The 20,408-nt window shown below is 68.8% G+C and carries 18 protein-coding genes; all 18 read right to left on the reverse strand.

Features of this window, described 5'->3' with window-relative positions:
• Positions 1–100 precede the first annotated feature (100 nt).
• On the reverse strand, positions 101–1,633 hold the full coding sequence (nuoN, locus tag NAG42_RS08225) for an NADH-quinone oxidoreductase subunit NuoN (protein ID WP_250029206.1): 1,533 nt from the start codon (positions 1,631–1,633) through the stop codon (positions 101–103).
• 2 nt (positions 1,634–1,635) lie between these two features.
• Complete coding sequence (locus tag NAG42_RS08230) at positions 1,636–3,177, reverse strand: NADH-quinone oxidoreductase subunit M (protein WP_250029207.1); 1,542 nt, start codon at positions 3,175–3,177, stop codon at positions 1,636–1,638.
• The gene (gene nuoL, locus NAG42_RS08235; RefSeq protein WP_250029208.1) at positions 3,174–5,099 is read right to left on the reverse strand and encodes an NADH-quinone oxidoreductase subunit L; all 1,926 of its coding nucleotides are present in this window, start codon (positions 5,097–5,099) and stop codon (positions 3,174–3,176) included. The genes NAG42_RS08230 and nuoL overlap by 4 nt, the downstream gene beginning before the upstream one ends.
• Positions 5,100–5,111: 12 nt before the next feature.
• Positions 5,112–5,411, reverse strand: coding sequence for an NADH-quinone oxidoreductase subunit NuoK (gene nuoK, locus NAG42_RS08240; RefSeq protein WP_023357573.1), 300 nt, complete (start codon positions 5,409–5,411; stop codon positions 5,112–5,114).
• A complete protein-coding gene (locus NAG42_RS08245) occupies positions 5,408–6,151 on the reverse strand; it encodes an NADH-quinone oxidoreductase subunit J (RefSeq protein ID WP_250029209.1) in 744 nt (247 codons plus the stop codon). The genes nuoK and NAG42_RS08245 overlap by 4 nt, the downstream gene beginning before the upstream one ends.
• Complete coding sequence (gene nuoI, locus NAG42_RS08250) at positions 6,151–6,798, reverse strand: NADH-quinone oxidoreductase subunit NuoI (RefSeq protein ID WP_250029210.1); 648 nt, start codon at positions 6,796–6,798, stop codon at positions 6,151–6,153. Before nuoI ends, NAG42_RS08245 begins: the two co-directional genes overlap by 1 nt.
• A 1-nt stretch (position 6,799) precedes the next feature.
• Entirely contained in the window at positions 6,800–8,167 is a 1,368-nt protein-coding gene (nuoH, locus tag NAG42_RS08255) for an NADH-quinone oxidoreductase subunit NuoH (RefSeq protein WP_250029211.1), read from the reverse strand.
• Entirely contained in the window at positions 8,164–10,677 is a 2,514-nt protein-coding gene (locus NAG42_RS08260) for an NADH-quinone oxidoreductase subunit G (RefSeq protein ID WP_250029212.1), read from the reverse strand. Before NAG42_RS08260 ends, nuoH begins: the two co-directional genes overlap by 4 nt.
• Positions 10,677–11,993, reverse strand: coding sequence for an NADH-quinone oxidoreductase subunit NuoF (gene nuoF, locus NAG42_RS08265; RefSeq protein ID WP_250029213.1), 1,317 nt, complete (start codon positions 11,991–11,993; stop codon positions 10,677–10,679). The genes NAG42_RS08260 and nuoF overlap by 1 nt, the downstream gene beginning before the upstream one ends.
• A complete protein-coding gene (gene nuoE, locus NAG42_RS08270) occupies positions 11,990–13,159 on the reverse strand; it encodes an NADH-quinone oxidoreductase subunit NuoE (protein WP_250029214.1) in 1,170 nt (389 codons plus the stop codon). The genes nuoF and nuoE overlap by 4 nt, the downstream gene beginning before the upstream one ends.
• Positions 13,159–14,484, reverse strand: a complete 1,326-nt coding sequence (locus NAG42_RS08275) for an NADH-quinone oxidoreductase subunit D (RefSeq protein WP_250029215.1) — start codon at positions 14,482–14,484, stop codon at positions 13,159–13,161. The genes nuoE and NAG42_RS08275 overlap by 1 nt, the downstream gene beginning before the upstream one ends.
• On the reverse strand, positions 14,481–15,209 hold the full coding sequence (locus NAG42_RS08280) for an NADH-quinone oxidoreductase subunit C (protein ID WP_250029216.1): 729 nt from the start codon (positions 15,207–15,209) through the stop codon (positions 14,481–14,483). The genes NAG42_RS08275 and NAG42_RS08280 overlap by 4 nt, the downstream gene beginning before the upstream one ends.
• Positions 15,206–15,877 (reverse strand): NuoB/complex I 20 kDa subunit family protein, encoded by a 672-nt coding sequence (locus NAG42_RS08285; RefSeq protein ID WP_250029217.1) that lies wholly within the window; start codon positions 15,875–15,877, stop codon positions 15,206–15,208. Before NAG42_RS08285 ends, NAG42_RS08280 begins: the two co-directional genes overlap by 4 nt.
• Positions 15,878–15,915: 38 nt before the next feature.
• A complete protein-coding gene (locus NAG42_RS08290) occupies positions 15,916–16,281 on the reverse strand; it encodes an NADH-quinone oxidoreductase subunit A (protein ID WP_221379813.1) in 366 nt (121 codons plus the stop codon).
• 70 nt (positions 16,282–16,351) lie between these two features.
• Positions 16,352–17,647 (reverse strand): geranylgeranyl reductase family protein, encoded by a 1,296-nt coding sequence (locus NAG42_RS08295; RefSeq protein ID WP_250029218.1) that lies wholly within the window; start codon positions 17,645–17,647, stop codon positions 16,352–16,354.
• A 97-nt stretch (positions 17,648–17,744) separates the two neighbouring features.
• Positions 17,745–18,014 (reverse strand): death domain-containing protein, encoded by a 270-nt coding sequence (locus NAG42_RS08300; protein ID WP_250029219.1) that lies wholly within the window; start codon positions 18,012–18,014, stop codon positions 17,745–17,747.
• Positions 18,015–18,123: 109 nt separating this feature from the next.
• On the reverse strand, positions 18,124–18,819 hold the full coding sequence (locus tag NAG42_RS08305; protein WP_308201126.1) for a demethylmenaquinone methyltransferase: 696 nt from the start codon (positions 18,817–18,819) through the stop codon (positions 18,124–18,126).
• 320 nt (positions 18,820–19,139) lie between these two features.
• A complete protein-coding gene (gene mqnC, locus NAG42_RS08310) occupies positions 19,140–20,381 on the reverse strand; it encodes a cyclic dehypoxanthinyl futalosine synthase (RefSeq protein WP_250029220.1) in 1,242 nt (413 codons plus the stop codon).
• Positions 20,382–20,408: the final 27 nt, after the last annotated feature.

The raw sequence follows: 20,408 nt of genomic DNA on the forward strand, positions 1-20,408 counted from the left end.
GCTGAGCCAGCCGGCCGCACGCGCTGAGTCAGCGGCGCCGGCTGAGCCGATTGCAACAAAAAAGCCCCGGGCATCACTGCCCGGGGCTTTCCCTGTGAACTCAGCGGACGAACTGCGCGGCGTCCCGGGTCAGGTCGATCAGCGGAGCCGGCACGACACCCAGGGCGAACGTCGCGACCACCCCGATGACCAGCGCGGCCGACGTCAGGAAGCCCGGGATCGACACCGTCGGCGTCGACTCGTTGGGCTCGGACAGCCACAGCAGCACGACCACCCGCAGGTACGGGAAGGCCAGCAGCATGCTGGTGACCACGCCGAACACGACCAGCCAGGTCTGACCACCCTCGATGGCCGCCCCGAAGACCGCGAACTTCGCCGTGAACCCACTGGTCAGCGGGATGCCCGCGAAGGCCAGCAGGATGAACGTGAAGGCGGCCGCGACCAGCGGGCTCTTGCGCCCCAGACCGGCCCAGCGGGCGAGGTGGGTGGCCTCCCCGTCCGCGTCCCGCACCAGGGTCACGATGCCGAAGGCGGCGAGGACCGAGAACCCGTACGCCACCAGGTAGAACATCGTGCTGCTGAGCCCCTCCTCGTTGAGCGCGAGGACACCGACCAGCAGGTAGCCGGCGTTGGCGATCGAGGAGTAGGCCAGCAGGCGCTTCATGTCGGTCTGGGTGATCGCCAGGACCGCGCCGACGAGCATGGTGAGCACCGCGATCGTGCCCAGCACCGGCTGGAAGTCCCACTGCACACCGTCGAACGCCACGTAGAGAATCCGCAGCAGGGCGCCGAACGCGGCGACCTTTGTGCAGGCCGCCATCAGCGCCGTGATCGGCGTCGGGGCACCCTGGTAGACGTCCGGCGTCCACACGTGGAACGGGGCCAGCGCCGCCTTGAACAGCAGGCCGATCGCGATCAGGGCCAGGCCGCCGTAGAGCAGCACCTGGCTGCGCTGCGGGTCGGCCACCGCGGCGTGCACCTGGGAGAGCGCGATGCCGCCCGAGAAGCCGTAGATCAGGGCCACGCCGAACAGGAAGAACGCCGAGGCGTACGAGCCGAGCAGGAAGTACTTGAGGGCGGCCTCCTGGCTGAGCAGGCGCCGACGGCGGGCCAGCGCGCACAGCAGGTAGAGCGGCAGCGAGAAGACCTCGAGCGCGACGAACATGGTGAGCAGGTCGTTCGCGGCGACGAAGAGCAGCATGCCGCCGAGTGCGAAGAGGGTCAGCGGGTAGACCTCGGTGGCACCGGGCTGGTCGCCGGCCTGCTTGAGGTCCTTCTGCGAGCCGACGGTGATCGCCGCCTGCGAGACGAACGGGCCGCCCCGCTCGATCGAGCGCTCACCGATCAGCATCAGCGACACCGCGCCGAGGGCGAGGATCGAGCCCTGCAGAAAGAGCGTCGGGCCGTCGACGGCGACCGCACCGCCGATCGTGATCTTGCGGGTGTTGTGCTGGGCCACCACCGCGACGAACGACGCCGCCACGGCCAGGAACGCGAAGCTCAGCTGGATCACATTGCGCGACCGGCGAGGCGCGAACACCTCGATCAGGATGCCGACACACGCCGCCCCGAAGAGGATCAGCATCGGCAACAGCGCGCCGTAGTCGATGCCGGGCAGTTTCAGGTCTCCCATGGCTAGCGCGCCACCCTTTCATTAGCGACGACCGCTGTCGGCCCCGGATCCTGGACGCCGACGTCCTGCATGGTCGCCTCCACCGCCGGGTTGATCACATCGGTGACCGGCTTGGGATAGAAGCCGAGCAGGATGATCAGCAGAACCAGCGGGGCCACCACGACCTTTTCGCGGAGCGTGATGTCCTTGCGCATCTCCGGCACCTCGGTGAGGGCCGGGTTGAGCTCGCCCTGCGTGGTGCGTTGCACCATCCAGAGCACGTAGGCGGCGGCCAGGATGATGCCGGCCGTCGCCACCACGGCGTACGCCGGGTGCACGGTGAAGGTGCCGATCAGCACCAGGAACTCGCTGATGAACGGCGCCGTGCCGGGCAGCGCGAGCGAGGCCAGACCGGCGGAGAAGAACACCCCGGCGAGAACCGGCACGAGCTTGCCGGCGCCGCCGAAGTCGCTGATCAAACTGGAGCCGCGGCGGGCGATGAACATGCCGACCACGATGAACAGCAGGCCGGTCGCGAGACCGTGGTTCACCATGTAGAGCACCGCGCCCGTGCCGGCCTGGGTGGTGAAGGCGAAGATGCCGATGCCGATGAAGCCGAAGTGCGCGATCGACGTGTACGACACCAGCCGCTTCAGGTCGTTCTGGCCGACCGCGAGCAGGGCGGCGTAGATGATGCCGATGACGCCGAGCACCAGGGCCGCCGGAGCGAACCAGCGCGACGCCTCCGGGAACAGCGAGAGGCAGTAGCGCAGGATCCCGAAGGTGCCGACCTTGTCCATCACGCCGACGAGCAGGGCCGCCGCGCCGGCCGGGGCCGCACCACCGGCATCCGGCAGCCAGGTGTGGAACGGAAAGAACGGGGCCTTGATGGCGAACGCGACGAAGAAGCCGAGGAACAGCCAGCGGGCCGTGTTCTGGTCGATCGAGCCGGCCGCCTGAGCCAGGTTGCCGAAGTCGAACGTTTTGCCACCGACCACCCACAGCCCGATCACCGCGGCCAGCATGAACAGACCGCCGACCAGGCTGTAGAGGAAGAACTTGACCGCCGCGTACTGGCGTCGGGGCCCGCCGAACGACCCGATGATGAAGTACATCGGGATCAGCATGATCTCGAAGAACACGTAGAACAGGAAGACGTCGGCGGCCGCGAAGACGCCGATCATCGTGAACTCGAAGGCCAGCAGCAGCGAGAAGTAGATCGGGGCGGAGCGGTTGCTCTTCTCGACGTCATGCCAGGACGCCAGGATCACGACCGGGAAGAGGATCGCGATCAGCATCAGCATGACGAGCGCGATGCCGTCGGCCGCGAACGTGAACCGGGCGTCCCACGAGGGGATCCAGGCGTACGACTCACGGAACTGGAAGCGGTCGCCGCCCGCCTGGAAGGCGATCCACATGACGATGCTGAGCACGAGCACGACCAGCGACCACCCGAACGCGATGGTCTTGGCCAGCTCGGCCTTCTGCTTCGGGATGAGCGCCACGACAACGGCGCCCACCAAGGGCAGCAATGTCAGGATGGACAGGAACGGAAAGTCGGTCACGCCAACCACCCAAGCTGGATCGCGAGGAAGGCGCCGACGACAAGAACGGCACCGGTGAGCATCGAGAGGGCGTACGAGCGGACGAAGCCGGTCTGCAGCCGGCGGAGCCGGCCGGACGTGCCGCCGATGCCGGCCGCGATGCCGTTGACCAGACCGTCGATGCCCTTGTTGTCGAGGAAGACCAGCGCCCGGGTGAGATAGATGCCGGGCCGCTCGAACACCGCCTCGTTGATCGCGTCGGTGTAGAGGTTGCGGCGGGCCGCGGTGACCACGACCCCGGCCGGCTGGGGCTCGAGCGCGGTCCCCCGGCGGAACATGGCCCAGGCCAGACCCGCCCCGAGCACCGTCACCACCAGGCTGAGGATGGTGATCAGCGTGTGCGACAGGACCGCCTCGTGCGGGGCCTCCTCCGCGCCGAAGACCGGCTCCAGCCAGTCGGGCACCGAGGTCGACATCAGCCAGCCGGCCCCGATCGAGCCGAGAGCCAGCAGCATCAGCGGCACGGTCATGATGAACGGCGACTCGTGCGGGTGCTGGTTGTCCTCGGTGTACCGCTCGGGCCCGTGGAACGTGAGCACGAACAGCCGGGTCATGTAGAACGCGGTCAGACCCGCGCCGAGCAGTGCCGCCATGCCGTACAACCAGGACGTCCAGTCACCGCGCTCGAACGCCGCGGCGATGATCGGCTCCTTGGAGAAGTAACCGGACAAAGGCGGGATACCGATGATCGCGAGCCAGCCCATCATGAAGGTGAGCCAGGTCCACCTCATGTATTTGCGCAGGCCGCCGAAGCGCCGGATGTCGACCTGGTCGTGCATGCCGTGCATGACCGAGCCGGCCCCGAGGAACATGTTGGCCTTGAAGAAGCCGTGCGCCAGCAGGTGGATGATCGCCAGGGCGTACGCCCCGCCGCCGAGCCCGACGCCGAGGAACATGTAGCCGATCTGGCTCACCGTCGACCAGGCCAGCACCCGCTTGATGTCGTCCTTGGCCGCGCCGATGATGCAGCCCATCAGCAGCGTGAGCGCGCCCACGCTGACCACGACCGTCTGCAGCACGGTGTTCGCGGTGAAGATGGCGTGCGAGCGGGCGATCAGGTAGACGCCCGCGGTGACCATCGTCGCCGCGTGGATCAGGGCCGAGACCGGAGTCGGGCCCTCCATCGCGTCCGGCAACCAGGCCTGGAGCGGGAACTGACCGGACTTGCCGGCCGCGCCGAGCAGCAGCAGAAGGCCGAGGACCAGCACCGTCGTCGAGCTCAGCGCGCTGACGTTGCCGAAGACCTCGTCGTACTGGGTCGTGCCGAGCGTGGCGAACATCAGGAAGATGCCGATGGCCAGGCCGGCGTCGCCGACCCGGTTCATCAGGAACGCCTTCTTGCCCGCGGTGGCCGCGGACGGGCGGGTGTACCAGAACGAGATCAGCAGGTAGGACGCGAGACCGACGCCCTCCCAGCCGAAGTAGAGCATCACGTAGTTGTTGCCCAGGACGAGCAGCAACATCGCCGCGACGAAGAGGTTGAAGTAGCCGAAGAAGCGGCGGCGGCCCGGGTCGTGCTCCATGTAGCCGACCGCGTACAGGTGGATCAGCGAGCCGACGCCGGTGATCAGCAGAACGAAGACGCCGGCCAGCGGGTCGAACAGCAACCCGAAGTCGACGTGCAGGTTCCCGACCGCCATGAAGTCCCACAGGCTGATCTGCGCCGAGCGCCGTTCCGCGTCCAGCCCGCTCAGGTTGAGGAAGAAGACCAGCCCGAGCACGAAGGTGGCGGCCACCGAAAGCACACCGAGCCAGTGCCCCCACTTGTCGGCCCGCTTGCCGAGCAGCAACAGGATGGCGGCGCTGGCCAGCGGAATGGCCACGAGCAGCCAGATCCCGCTCAGCACCCCCGACGCGGGGGCGAACTCCACTGTCTGTTCCACGTGAAGGCCCCTTTAGTACTTCAGAAGGTTCGCGTCGTCGACGCTCGCCGAGCGCCGCGTACGGAAGATCGACATGATGATGGCCAGGCCCACCACGACCTCGGCAGCCGCGACGACCATCACGAAGAACGAGATGATCTGGCCGTCCAGGGTGCCGTTGATGCGGCTGAACGTGACCAGCGCGAGGTTCGCGGCGTTGAGCATGAGCTCGATGCACATGAACAGCACGATCGCGTTGCGGCGGACGAGCACCCCGGCGGCGCCGATCGTGAACAGGATCGCCGCGAGCACGAGGTAGTAGTCGGGGGTCATTTCTCCGTTCCCTTCGGAGCTGCCTCATCGGCGGTGAGCTCCCGGAGCGGGAGGATCTGGGAGATGCTGCGCTCGGCGCCGTTGCCGTCGGGGAGCTTGGCCGGCGCGGCGACCGACATCGTGTTGGCGTAGACGCCGGGGCCGGGCTTGGGACCGGGGTAGTTGCCCGGCCGGAACCGCAGCTTCATCCGGGTCGCCTGGTTGACGACGTCGGCCTTGTTGCGCTCGACGTGGGCCATGATCATCGCACCGACGGCCGCGGTGATCAGCAGCGCCGAGGTCACCTCGAAGGCGAACACGTAACGGGTGAACAGCAGCGAGGCCAGCCCCTGCACGTTCCCGTCGGCGTTGGCGTCGGTCAGCCCGACGGCCGTGGTGCCGCCCAGCGAGCGGGCCAGTCCGGTCGCGACCAGCGCGGCGAAGCCGGCGCCGAGCAGGATCGCGGCGACCCGCTGGCCGCGCAGCGTCTCGATCAGCGAGTCCGAGGCGTCCCGGCCGACCAGCATGATCACGAACAGGAACAGCATCATGATCGCGCCGGTGTAGACGATGATCTGCACCGCGCCCAGGAACGGCGCCGAGTTGACCACGTAGAGGAAGCCCAGGCAGAGCATCGTCACCACGAGCCACAGGGCGGAGTGGACCGCGTTGCGGGCCAGCACCATGCCGAGCGCGCCGATGACGGCGAGCGAGCCGAGGATCCAGAAGGCGACGGCCTCGCCGGTGGAGACGTGGTCCATCACACCGCCTCCTTCGTCGATTGGCCGGGACGGCGCAGCGTGCCCGCCGTCTCGGGCCGGGAGTCGACGTCGATGGCCGTCGCCGCGTCGTCGGTGCCCGACTCCGACCAGGGCGCCCGCTCGGCACCGACCGAGGTGCCCGGGTTGGTCAGCGCGCCGAGGTAGTAGTCCTTGTCGGTCTCGCCCAGGCGCATCGGGTGCGGCGGCTGCTCCATGCCGGGCAGCAGCGGGGCCAGCAGTTCCTTCTTCGTGAAGATCAGGTCCTGGCGGCTGTCGCGGGCCAGCTCGTACTCGTTGCTCATGGTGAGCGAGCGGGTCGGGCAGGCCTCGATGCAGAGCCCGCAGAAGATGCAGCGGGCGTAGTTGATCTGGTAGATCCCGGCGTAGCGCTCCCCCGGCGAGTAACGCTCCTCGTCGGTGTTGTTGGCGCCCTCGACATAGATGGCGTCGGCCGGGCAGGCCCAGGCGCACAGCTCGCAGCCGATGCATTTCTCCAGGCCGTCCGGGTGCCGGTTGAGGATGTGCCGGCCGTGGTAACGCGGCGCCGGCGTCGGCGGTGTGAACGGGTAGTCGGTCGTGATGACCTTGCGGAACATGTGCGCGAAGGTCACCCCGAAGCCCTTGAACGAGCCGGTGAACGTACCCACGTCACACCTCCTTGTTTTCGTCAGGAGACCCGACTGCGGCCGGAGTGCGTTCGGCCACCGCCCGCCGGGCCCGTGGACTGGGGGGAACCTGGAGATCCATCGGTGGCACCGGGAAGCTTCCCGGTGGTCGCGCGGCCAGCTCTTCCTCGATCGAGAGCTGGCGTGGCTTACGGGCGGCCGGCCAGAGCATGGCGACCAGCAGGATCACGATCACGATGCCGACGATCGAGAACCACTTGGCCTGCTGCGAGAACTCGTTGTTGGCGACCTTGATGTAGCTCAGGAAGAGGATCCACACCAGGTTGACCGGGATGAGGACCTTCCAGCCGAAGCGCATGAACTGGTCGTAGCGCATCCGGGGCAGGGTCGCCCGCAGCCAGATGAAGCCGAAGAGCAGGATCAGCACCTTGACGAAGAACCAGATCAGCGCGAAGTAACCGGAGTTCGCGCCCTCCCAGAACCACGTGATCGGCCACGGAGCCCGCCAGCCGCCGAGGAACAGCGTGGTCGCGAAAGCCGAGACGGTGATCATGTTGATGTACTCGGCCAGGAAGAACAGCGCGAACTTGAACGACGAGTACTCGGTGTGGAAACCACCGACCAGCTCGGACTCGGCCTCGGGCAGGTCGAACGGGGCCCGGTTGGTCTCACCGACGGCCGCGATGCAATAGATGATGAAGCTCGGCAGCAGCAGTACGGCGTACCAACTCGGCGTCGTCACCTCCCAGCCGAAGATGTTGACCGGGTTGCCGTGCGCCTGCGCGGCCACGATCTGTGAAGTGCTCATCGAGCCGGCCGTCATGAAGACCGCCACGATCGACAGACCCATCGCGACCTCGTACGAGATCATCTGAGCACTCGACCGCAGACCACCCAGCAGCGGGTAGGTCGAGCCCGACGCCCAGCCCGCGAGCACCACGCCGTAGACGGCCATCGACGAGCAGGCCAGCAGCACCAGCACCGAGACCGGCACGTCGGTGAGCTGGAGCGCGGTCTGCTGACCGAACATGTTGACCACGCCGCCGAACGGGATCACCGAGAAGGCGGTGAAGGCCACCGTCGCCGAGATCACCGGGGCGATGAAGTAGACGACCTTGTCGGCCGTCTTGGGGATGATCTCCTCCTTGAACGGCAGCTTCACGCCGTCCGTGAGACTCTGCAGCCAGCCCTTGGGACCGACCTGGTTGGGGCCGGGCCGGACGGCCATCCGGGCCACGACCTTGCGCTCGTAGACGATCGTGAAGAGCGTCAGCAGAAGCAGCAGGACGAAGACGCCCAGCAGCTTGATGAGCGAGATCCACCAGATGTCGTTCTCGAACGTCTGCAGCGTCGGATCCACGGCGTGGGCCGCGAGAGTCGACGTGTTCATGAGTTGACCTCCGACGCGAGGACCGGGCCGGGCCGGCCGGCGGAGAGCCGGACGGTCGCACCCGCGGTGACGCCGAGGCTGCGGCGCAGGGCCGACCCGGGCGAGTTGGTGGGCAGCCACACCACGCGCGGCGCCAGATCGGTGATGGCAGCCGGCAGGGTGATCGCACCCCGGTCGGTGCCGACGGTGATCGCATCGCCGTCGATGACACCGAGCGTGGCGGCCAGCTCGCGGCCGATCCGGGCGACCGGCGGCCGCGCGGTGCCCGCGAGCACCGCATCGCCCTCGGTCATCGAGCCCAGGTCGATCAGCTGGTGCCAGGTGGCCAGCACGGCTTCCTGCTCGCCGGGCTCGGGCCGCGGGCCCGCGGCGACCGCGGGGGCCACCGGACGGACCGCCTTGCTGACCGGCATGGCGCCCAGTTCCCGGCGGATCGTCATCACGTCGCCGGTACCGAGCGTCACCTCCATCAGCGCGCCGATCGCCTCGAGCACCCGGCCGTCGGTCATCGCCGTGCTCGGCAGGACCGTGCCGAACGAGCGCAGCCGGCCCTCCCAGTCGAGGAAGGTGCCGGACTTCTCGGCCGCCGGGGCGACCGGGAAGACGACGTCGGCGCGGCGGGTGACCGCGCTGTGCCGCAGTTCGAGGCTGACCACGAAGCCGGCGTTGTCGAGGGCCTGCTCGGCCAGCCGCGGGTCGGCCAGGTCACCCGGGTCGACCCCGGCGACCAGCAGGCCGCCGAGCTGACCGGCCGCGGCCGCCGCGACGATCGCGTCGGTGTCGCGACCCGTCGTGCTGGGCAGCGCGCCCGCCTCGACCTTCCAGGCGATCGACATCTCGGCGCGGGCCGCCGGGTCGCTCACCGGGCGGCCGCCCGGCAGCAGGTTGGGCAGGCAACCGGCGTCGATCGCGCCGCGGTCACCGGCCCGGCGGGGCACCCACGCGAGGCGGGCACCGGTGCGGGCGGCGAGTGCGGCGGCGGCCGAGAGACCGCCGGGCACGGTGGCCAGACGCTCGCCCACGAACAGCAGAGCACCTGGCACGGACAGCGCGGCGGCGATCGCCGGGTCCTCGGCCAGCAGCCGTGCCTCGTCGCCGGGCACCGCCGCGACCAGGGCCGCACCGAGCTTCTCGAAACCTCGGGAGAGATACGGGGCAACGGCGGTGACCTGCAGCTTCTTGCGGTTGTGACCCTTGCGCATCCGCAGGAACAGGATCGGGCACTCTTCCTCGGGCTCGAGCCCGACGATGACCGCGGACGGCGCGTCCTCGACGTCCTCGTAGGTGACGTCGGCGACCCCGGCGACCGAGGAGGCGAGGAAGTCGGCCTCCTCGGCGCTGAGCGGGCGCGACCGGAAGTCGACGTCGTTCGTGCCGAGCGCGACCCGGGCGAACTTCGCGTACGCGTACGCGTCCTCGACCGTGAGCCGGCCACCGGTCAGCACCCCGACGCCGGCGCCCTTGGCCGCCTTGAGGCCCTCGGCCGCCGCCAGCAGCGCCTCGCTCCAGGAGACCTCGCGCAGCTCACCGGTCCGGGCGTCACGCAGCAACGGCGTCGTGATCCGGTCGGTCGCCACCTGGTACTGGAAGCCCCAGCGGCCCTTGTCGCAGTTCCACTCCTCGTTGACCGCCGGGTCGTCGCCCGCCAGCCGGCGCAGCACCTTGCCGCGGCGGTGGTCGGCGCGCATCGAGCAGCCGGCCGCGCAGTGCTCACAGGCCGTCGTGGTCGAGACCAGGTCGAACGGGCGGGCCCGGAACCGGTACTGCTCGCCGGTGAGCGCACCGACCGGGCAGATCTGGATCGTGTTGCCCGAGAAGTAGGAGTTGAAGGGGACGTCGCCCTCGCCGTCGCCGGCCTGGCCGTCGCCCGTGCCCTCGCCGCCGAAGAAGTCGTCCCGGTAGACGTTGATCTGCTCGCCGGACGAGCGGTCCATCAGGTCGATGAACTTGTCGCCGGCGATCTCCTCGGAGAACCGGGTGCAGCGCTGGCAGAGGATGCAGCGCTCACGGTCGAGCAGCACCTGGCTGGAGATGTGGATCGGCTTCTCGTACTCGCGCTTGTGCTCCTTGAAGCGCGAGTCGGCCCGCCCGTTGGTCATCGCCTGGTTCTGCAGCGGGCACTCGCCGCCCTTGTCGCAGGTCGGGCAGTCCAGCGGGTGGTTGGCCAGGAGCAGCTCCATCACGCCGCCCTGCGCCTTGGCCGCGACCTCGGACGTGAGCTGGGTCTTGACCACCATGCCCTCGGCCACCGTCTGGGTGCACGAGGCGACCGGCTTGCGCTGGCCCTCGATGTCGACCAGGCACTGGCGGCAGGCGCCGGCCGGGGCCAGCAGCGGGTGGTCGCAGAACCGGGGGATCGCGATGCCCATCCGCTCGGCGACCCGGATGACCAGCTCGCCCTTCTCGGCGGTGACCTGGATGCCGTCGATCGTGAGAGTGACCGAATTAGTATCTTTCGGTTTTCCGCCGCGGTTGGGATCAGCGTCGGTCTTCTTGGCAACGTCCGTCATCAGTGAGCTCCAACCAGAGCCTTGGCGGACAGCCGCGGAGCGGTCCGGCCCTCGATGTAGTCCAGGTAGTCCTGGCGGAAGAACTTCAGGGTCGACATGACCGGCGTCGCGGCGCCGTCGCCCAGGCCGCAGAACGACCGGCCGAAGATGTTGTCGGCGGTGTCCTGCAGGGTGTCGAGGTCCTGGTGGGTGCCCTCACCGGAGAGGATCCGGCGGTAGGTCCGCACCATCCAGTAGTTGCCCTCGCGGCACGGGGTGCACTTGCCGCACGACTCGTGGTGATAGAACTCGAGCCACCGCCAGGTCGCATAGACCGGGCAGTCCTGGTCGCTGAAGATCTGCATCGCCGTGGTGCCCAGGATCGACCCGGCCGCCGCGACGCCCTCGAAGTCCATCGCGGTGTCGATGTGCTCGGCCGTGAGCAGCGGGGTCGACGAGCCGCCGGGGGTCCAGAACTTCAGGTTGTGGCCGGGCTGCATGCCGCCGGCCAGCTCGATGAGCTCCCGCAGCGTGATGCCGAGACCGCACTCGTACTGGCCGGGGTTGGCGATCCGGCCGGAGAGCGAATAGATCATCGGGCCGGACGACTTCTCGGTGCCCATGCTCTTCCACCACTCGGGACCGCCGAGCACGATGTACGGCACCGAGGCGATGGTGCCGACGTTGTTGACCACCGTGGGGCTGGCGTAGAGGCCGGCGATCGCCGGGAAGGGCGGACGCAGCCGGGGCTGGCCGCGGAAGCCCTCGAGCGAGTCGAGCAGTGCCGTCTCCTCGCCGCAGATGTAGGCGCCGGCGCCGCTGTGCACCACCAGTTCGAGGTCGAAGCCCGAGCCCAGGATGTTGGTGCCGAGGTAGCCCTTGGCCTTGGCCTCGGCCACGGCGTGGCGCAGCCGGCGGGCCGCGTGCACGGCCTCACCGCGGATGTAGATGAAGGCCCGGTTGGCCCGGATCGCGTAGGCCGCGATGATCGCCCCTTCGACCAGCGAGTGCGGGTCGTAGGTCATCAGCGGCAGGTCCTTGCAGGTGCCCGGCTCGCCCTCGTCGGCGTTGATGACGAGGTAGTGCGGCTTGCCGTCCCCCTGCGGGATGAAGCCCCACTTCAGACCGGTCGGGAATCCCGCGCCGCCACGGCCGCGCAGACCCGAGTCCTTGATCAGCTGGATCAGGTCGTCGGGGTGGACGTCGAGGGCCTTGCGGAGCGCCGCGTAGCCGTCGAGTCGCTCGTAGACCTCCATCTTCCAGGCGTCCGGCGACAGCCAGCGCTTGGTCAGGACGGGGGTCAGCTTCTGGAGAATCTCACGCCGGGGCTGAGTCACTTCTCCTCCTTCTCGCCGCGGGGCACGTTCTGCCATCCCGGGTTGGGGTCCGTGCCGCCGGACTTCCGGTCGGCTGCCTCGCGGCTGACGATGCTTTCGCCGCGCTCGGTGTCGCCGGCCGGCTTGCCGTCGCCGGCAGTCTCGTTGGCGGCGGCACCGGCTGCCTCGGCCGGGTTGGTGGCCACCGGCTTCTTCTCGTCGGTCGTCCCCGTGCGGTCCGGGGTGCTCGCGTCGGGGTTGCGCGTCTCCGCCGTACGGGTCTCAGGGTCCTTGACGTCGCCGGTGGTGACCGGTTGGCCGGCGTTGTCGGTGGCCTGCTTGGCCGAACGGCGCTCGACGACCTCCTCGACCTTGCCGGCCGCCGCCTTGACCGCGCTCGCGGCCTTGTCGACAACCGTCGCGACCTTGCCCCGGTTCTCCGTGCGGGCTTCCTCGCGCGGAGAAGGCTTGGTCTTGGTGATCGGGGTGTCGGGGTTGAAGTCGGCCACCGCCACACCGTGCTCCTGGGCCAGCGTCACCCCGCGCAGCGTGGGCGCCCCGGCCGGGCCGTCGGCCACCGCGCCCTCGCGGAGGTCGTCGAAACCGGCCAGCTGGGTCTGCATCTCCTTGAGCGAGCAGATGCGCGCGCCCCGGGTGGGCGTCGGCCGCTCACCGGAGCGCAGCTTGTCGACCAGGCCGACCGCCGTCTCGGGCGTGGCCTGGTCGACCGCGAAGTCGTAGTTGACCGTCACCACCGGCGCGTAGTCGCAGGCGGCCAGGCACTCGGCGTGCTCCAGCGTGATGCGGCCGTCGGCCGTGGTCTCGTCGTGCCCGACACCGAGGTGCTCGGACAACTGGTCGTAGACCTCCTGGCCGCCCAGCACGTTGCACAGGGTGTTGGTGCAGACGCTGACCAGGTATTCGCCGGTGGGCCGGCGCTTGTACATCGTGTAGAACGTGGCGACCGCGCCGACCTGGGCCTTGTTGATGCCCAGCACCTCGGCGCAGAAGGCCACGCCGTTGGGGCTGACGTGCCCCTCCTCGGTCTGCACCAGGTGCAGCAGCGGGAGCAGCGCCGAGCGGCTGCGGCCCTCGGGGTAGCGCGCGATGATCTCGAGCGCCGCCGGCAGCAGGCGCTCAGCCAGGGGGGACGCGGCGGGGGAGAATTCGAGCTTGGTGTCGGTCATCAGCGGTCACAACCACCCATCACGGGGTCCAGGGACGCACCGCCGGCGATCACGTCGGCCAGCAGGGCGCCTTCGGCCATCGCGGGGATGGCCTGGAGATTCACGAAGCTCGGGTCCCGCATGTGGACCCGGTAGGGATGGGTGCCGCCGTCCGAGACAGCGTGCACACCCAGCTCGCCCCGCGGGTGCTCGATCGAGACGTAGACCTGCCCCGCCGGCACCCGGAAGCCCTCGGTGACGAGCTTGAAGTGGTGGATGAGCGACTCCATCGACTGGCCCATGATCTTGGCCACGTGCTCGAGCGAGTTGCCCATGCCGTCGAGACCGACGGCCAGCTGCGCGGGCCAGGCGATCTTCTTGTCGGCCACGAAGATCGGGCCGGGCCGCAGCTTGTCGAGCGCCTGCTCCACGATCTTGAGCGACTCCCGGATCTCGGCCAGGCGCACCTGGTACCGGCCCCAGACGTCGGCCGTCGTCGCGGTCGGCACGTCGAACTCGTACTCCTCGTAACCGCAGTACGGCATCGTCTTGCGCTGGTCCCAGGCCAGGCCCGAGGCCCGCAGCACCGGGCCGGTCACGCCGAGCGCGATGCAGCCGGTGACGTCGAGGATGGCCACGCCCTGGGTGCGCTGCTGCCAGATGACCTGGCCGGAGAGCATGTCCTCGTACTCCTTGAGCTTCTTGGGCAGGTAGACCAGGAAGTCGCGGATCTTTTTGATCGCCGAGTCGGGGATGTCCTGCGCGACGCCGCCCGGGCGGAAGTACGCGTGGTTCATCCGCAGGCCGGTGGTCTCCTCGAAGATGTCGAGGATGTACTCCCGCTCGCGGAAGCCGTACAGCATCATCGAGATGGCGCCGAGCTCCATGCCCGTGGTGGCCAGCCAGACCAGGTGCGACGAGATCCGGTTGAGCTCCATGAAGAGCACCCGGATCGTGTTGGCCCGCTCGGTGATCTGATCGGTGATGCCCAGCAGCTTCTCGACCGCGAGGCAGTAGCCGGCCTCGTTGAACAGCGGCGCCAGATAGTCGGCGCGGGTCACGAAGGTCGTGCCCTGCGTCCAGTTGCGGTATTCGAGGTTCTTCTCGATGCCGGTGTGCAGGTAACCGACGACCGGCCGGACCTCCTGGACCGTCTCGCCCTCGAGCTCGAGGACGAGCCGCAGCACACCGTGGGTCGACGGGTGCTGCGGACCCATGTTGACGACGATCTTCTCGTTGCTCAGCGGGTCGACACTGCCGGTGACGGTGTCCCAGTCGCCACCGGTGACCGTGAAGACGCGGCCCTCGGTGGTCTCTCGCTCGCTCGCGTATCCGGACTGTGTCATTGGTAGACCCTCCGCTGGTCAGGAGGCGGAATCTCGGCGCCCTTGTACTCGACGGGCACGCCGCCGAGCGGATAGTCCTTGCGCTGCGGGTGGCCCTCCCAGTCGTCCGGCATGAGAACCCGCGTCAGGTTCGGGTGACCCGTGAAGATCACTCCGAACATGTCGTACGTCTCCCGCTCCTGCCAGTCGGCGGTCGGGTAGATGGAGGTGACGCTCGGGACCGAACCACCGGCCGGGACGGCGACCTCGAGGCGCACGCGCCGGCGGTAGGTCATCGACGCCAGGTGGTAGGTCACGTGCAGGCGGCGCGCGTCGCTGTTCAGGTAGTCCACGCCGGACACCGACGAGCACAGCTCGAAGCGCAGCGACTCGTCGTCCCGCATGATCTGCGCGACCTCGGCGATGCGCTCGGGCTTGATGTGCAGGGTCAGCTCGTCCCGGTCGACGACCACCTTCTCGATGGCGTCGGCGAAGCCCGGGTACGCCTCCTCGAGCGCGTCGGTGACCTCGTCGAAGTACCCGCCGTAGGGCTTCGGGGTGCCGACCACCTCGGCGTGCCGGCGGACCAGGCCGCCGAAACCGGAGACGTCACCGGTGCCGGTGATCCCGAACATGCCCTTGCGCGGGCTCGACGGCACCTGGGCCGGCGCGTCGAAGTCGGCGCCGACCGGGTCGGCGCTGACCGGCACACCACCGGTGCTGGTCTCGTTGGGTTCGATCGTCACTTGCCCTCCTCCCGGAGGTGGGGCTGAAGCTTCATCCAGTTCTCGATGCGCAGCTGCTCCTCGCGGCCTTCCTTGACCGCCTGGGTCCACTCCGCACGCCGGACCTTGTCGACCCGGTACGACGACGGCATCGCGCCCGCGGCGACGATCGGCATCTTGCCCTCGGCCTTGCGGGCCTCCAGCATCTTCTTGCCGTTCGGGCCGAGCGGGGCGGCCATGACCTTCTCGCGCATCTTGAGGATGGCGTCGATCAGCATCTCGGGCCGGGGCGGGCAGCCGGGCAGGTAGATGTCGACCGGCACGATGTGGTCGACGCCCTGCACGATCGCGTAGTTGTTGAACATGCCGCCGGACGAGGCGCACACGCCCATCGAGATGACCGAGCGCGGCTCGGGCATCTGGTCGTAGATCTGGCGGACGACCGGCGCCATCTTCTGGCTCACCCGGCCGGCCACGATCATCAGGTCGGCCTGGCGGGGCGAGGCCCGGAAGACCTCCATGCCCCAGCGGCCGAGGTCGTAGTGCGGTCCGCCGGCGGCCATCATCTCGATGGCGCAGCAGGCCAGACCGAAGGTCGCGCCCCAGAACGAGGACTTACGAGCCCAGTTCGAGAGCTTCTCGACGGAGGTGAGCAGGATTCCCGCAGGAAGTTTCTCTTCGATACCCATGACACTGTGCCTTTTCGCTTAAGCCCAATGGAACAGGGTCAGTCCCAGTTGAGTCCGCCACGTCGCCACACGTACGTGTAGGCGATGAAGACGGTGACGATGAAGAGGACCATCTCGACGAATCCGAACAGGCCCAGCGCTCCGAAGCTGACGGCCCACGGATACAGGAAGATGGTCTCGATGTCGAAGATGATGAAGAGCATCGCGGTCAGGTAGAACTTCACCGGGAACCGGCCGCCGCCGACCGGCTGCGGAGCCGGTTCGATGCCACACTCGTACGCGTCGAGTTTGGCGCGGTTGTAGCGGTGCGGGCCGACGATCGGCGCGATCGACACCGAGAACAACGCGAAGAGCGCGCCGAGGATCAGTAACCCGACGATCGGGACGTAGGGATTGACCGTCATCGTTTCTCCTGCTCGACTATTAGCCGGTTAACACTATTAGTCCGTTTTGACCTATATGCGGGCGGGGTGCTCATACGGCCGGAGCAACCTTGGTGAGGCCGTTGATCACCCGGTCCATCGCGTCGCCGCCGCGCGGGTCGGTGAGGTTGGCCAGCAGTTTCAGAACGAACCGCATCAGCATGGGGTGCGGCATGCCGTGTTTGGTGGCGATCCGCATGATCTGCGGGTTGCCGATCAACTTCACGAAGACGCCACCGAGCCGGTAATAGCCGCCGAACCGCAGGCTGAGCTCCGCCGGATAGGCCCGCAACGCCCGCTCACGATCCGCCCCGGCAGGACGGGCGAGCGCCTGGACGGCGACCTCGGCCGCCAGTTCGCCGCTCTCCATGGCGTAGGCGATGCCCTCGCCGTTCATCGGGTTGACCATGCCGCCCGAGTCGCCGACCAGCATCAGGCCCCGGGTGTAATGCGGAACCCGGTTGAAGCCCATCGGCAGCGCGGCGCCCAGGATCGGCCCGTCCGCGTTCGACTCGTCGCGCATGCCCCAGTCGGCCGGCGTCCCGGCCAGCCAGTCGGTGAGCATCGCGCGGTAATTGGTCTTACCGAACGCGCTGGAGCTGTTGAGGATGCCGAGACCCACATTCACCCGGCCGTCGCCCAGGCCGAAGATCCAGCCATACCCGGGAAGCAGGCGGTTGCGGTCGGACGCACTGCGCAGCTCGAGCCAGGACTCGAGGTAGTCGTCGTCGGCGCGGACCGGCGAGTGGTAATAGCGCCGGACGGCCACGCCCAGCGGGCGGTCGTCGCGCTTGGTCAGGCCCATCGCGATCGGCAGCTTGCCCGAGACGCCGTCCGCGGCGATCACCAGCGGGGCTCGGAACTCCACGGGCTCCTTCTCGGGGCCGACCTTGGCCTGCACCCCGATCGCCCGGCCGTCGTCGTCGAGCACCGGGCCGGTCACGTTTACACCGGTCCGCAGCATGACGCCTGCCTCGACGGCCCGGCGCGCGAGCAGGTCGTCGAAGTCGAGGCGCGTGCGGACCAGGCCGTAGTTGGGGAAGCTGGCGAGATCGGGCCAGTCGAGCTCGAGGCGGACGCCGCCACCGATCACCCGCAGGCCCTTGTTCTGCAGCCAGCCGGCCTTCTCCGAGGTGTCGATGCCCATCCGCACCAACTGACGGACGGCACGCGGGGTCAGCCCGTCGCCGCAGACCTTCTCCCGCGGGAATTCGGTCTTTTCCAGCAGCAGGACGCGAAGTCCGTGCCGCGCCATGTGATAGGCCGCCGCTGAGCCACCTGGACCGGCCCCGACGACGATGACATCAGCCTCGTCGGCGATGAGTCCGGATGGTACTTGGTTGCGCACACCACACCTCCGTCTCCCAACGGCTCGTGAAACAGTTCACAAGCGCGCCAAGTCGGAGTCTAGGACGGCCATCGAAGGTCGTTCCGGTAAGGGAACCCTAACTGTTTCCGCCGGGTGACGCGTTGTCCGCGAGCACCCGGTCGGCGGCCTCCCGGGCCTCTCCGTCGAGGTACTCGCGGAAGTTGCCGTCCAGGGCCTTGTCCAGCGCCACGATCAGGCTGTCGACCAGTTCCTGGGCCAGCTCGGGGTCCTGCGCGGCGACCAGGCGGAGGCGGGTGGCGAGCTCCATGCCGCGGCGCTCACCGGCGTCGCTCTCGTCGATCGCGATGTCGATGTCGGTGTCTTCGAGGTGCCCGATCGTCGTCATGAATCGAGCCAAGCACCGCCCGGCGCGTTTTGGGGCCGAAGCGCGCTTTTACCCTCTTTCGGCCCCCAAGGCCGCACCGGGCAGATCCGGCCCGGCCCGGAGCCGGGGCTCAGGCCTTGGTCGCCCGGTGCAGAGCCACGATGCCGCCGCTCAGGTTCCGCCAGCCCACGCGGCTCCACGGCCCCGCCCCGGCCACCCGCGCGGCCAGTCCCCGCTGGTCGGGCCAGGCGCGGATCGATTCGGCGAGATAGACGTACGCGTCGGGGTTGCTCGACACGCTGCGGGCCACCGCCGGCAGCGAGCGCATGACGTACTGCATGTAGACGGTGTGGAAGGGCGCGAAGGTCGGGTGGCTGAACTCGCAGACGACCAGCCGCCCACCGGGCCGGGTGACCCGGCCGAGCTCCCGCAGCGCGCCCTCGACGTCGACGACGTTGCGCAGGGCGAAGGAGATCGTGACCGCGTCGAAGGTCTCGTCGGCGAACGGCAGCCGTAGCGCGTCCCCGGCGACCAGCGGCACCTCCGGCCGCGCCCGGCGCCCGGCGCGCAACATGCCGGTGGACAGGTCGGCCCCCACCGCGAACGCGCCCGAGCGCCCCAGTTCCTCGGTCGAGATGCCGGTGCCCGCACCCACATCCAGCACGCGCTCGCCCGGCCGCAGCCCCAGCGCGGCCCGGGTGGCCCGCCGCCATCCCCGGTCCTGCCCGAAGGCCAGCACCGTGTTGGTCAGGTCGTACCGCTCGGCCACGCCGTCGAACATCTCGGCGACCTCGTGCGGCTGCTTGTCCAGGTCTGCGCGCGTCACACAGTCAACTCTCTCACCTCCATCCGACCACCCCACCCGCCGCCCTGAAACGGACTGAAGGCCGCACATACAGAACGGGCGGGATGGTGACCCATCCCGCCCGTTCCTTGTGCGTTATATATACGACCGCCATCGGTCGGGTCCGCGACCATCACCGGGTTGATCAGATCCCGGGGATGAAGTTTTCGGTGGTACGCAGGCACCGTAACCAGGCCTGCAACACCGGCAACAGAGGTTCACGTCCCTCGTTACGAAGGAGCAACCCACCCTCCCCGGTTCGGCGAGGGGGACCTGACCGAACGGTCAACCGCGACTGGACGTCAGGACGCCTCGACCAGCGGAAGCTCCCGGCGGCCGGCGCCGCCACCGGGCATCGCGATCGATGAGAAGTGCGAGACCACGCGGTCGTCGGTCGGGTCGTCGGCCGGCGTGTGGTGCACGGCCAGGTGGCGGTAGAGCGTGTCGCGCTGGGCCGGGATGCGGTCGCCGGTGCGGATCATCCAGATCAGCTCGTGCAGGTTGGACCGGTGCCGGGCGCCGGCCGAGGAGATCACGTTCTCCTCCAGCATGATCGAGCCGAGGTCGTCGACACCGAGGTGCAGCGACAGCTGGCCGACGTCCTTGCCGGTGGTCAGCCAGGACGCCTGCAGGTGCGAGACATTGTCGAAGAACAGCCGCGACATGGCCAGGAACCGCAGGTATTCCATCGTGGTGGCCTGGGTCCGGCCCTTGAGGTGGTTGTTCTCCGGCTGGTAGGTCCACGGGATGAAAGCCCGGAACCCGCCCACCTCGTGCGAGGTCTCGACGGCGTCGTCGCGGTAGCCGTTGGCCACGGCCAGATCCTGCACGTCGCGAATCATGCGGATGTGCTCGATGCGCTCGGTGTGGGTCTCGCCGGTGCCCATCATCATCGTGGCCGTCGACGAGAGCCCGTTGCGGTGGGCCACCGCCATCACCTCGAGCCAGCGGGCGCCGCTCTCCTTGAGCGGGGCGATCGCCTGGCGCGGGCGGTCGGGCAGCATCTCGGCGCCGGCCCCGGCGATCGAGTCGAGCCCGGCCGCCTTGATCCGCACGACCGCGTCCTCGATCGAGACCCCGGAGACCTTGGCCATGTGCAGGATCTCGCTCGGGCCGATCGAGTGGATCGCCAGCTGCGGATAGGCCTGCTTGACCGACGAGAAGAGCTCCTCGTAATACTCCACCCCGAACTCGGGGTGGTGGCCGCCCTGCAACATCACCTGGGTCGCGCCGAGGTCGATCGCCTCGCCACAGCGGCGCAGGATCTCCGCCATCGGGTGGACCCAGCCCTCGTTGTGCTTGGGCGCGCGGAAGAAGGCGCAGAACTTGCAGGCCGTCACGCAGACATTCGTGTAGTTGATGTTGCGGTCGATCAGGTAGGTGACGACGCCCTCGGGGTGACGCCGCCGCCGGACGGCATCGGCGGCCTCGCCCAGCGCGTGGAACGGGGCGTCCGTGTAGATGAGCAGCGCCTCCTCGGGGGTGATCCGCCCGCCGTCGGCGGCTCGCTGCAGAATGCTGTCGATCTCCGGGTTCGCCGTCACGCTGTCGAGGTTACGTCCCCTCCGGCC

It is taken from the genome of Paractinoplanes maris (assembly GCF_023544465.1).
In the GTDB taxonomy this organism is placed as follows: domain Bacteria; phylum Actinomycetota; class Actinomycetes; order Mycobacteriales; family Micromonosporaceae; genus Actinoplanes; species Actinoplanes maris.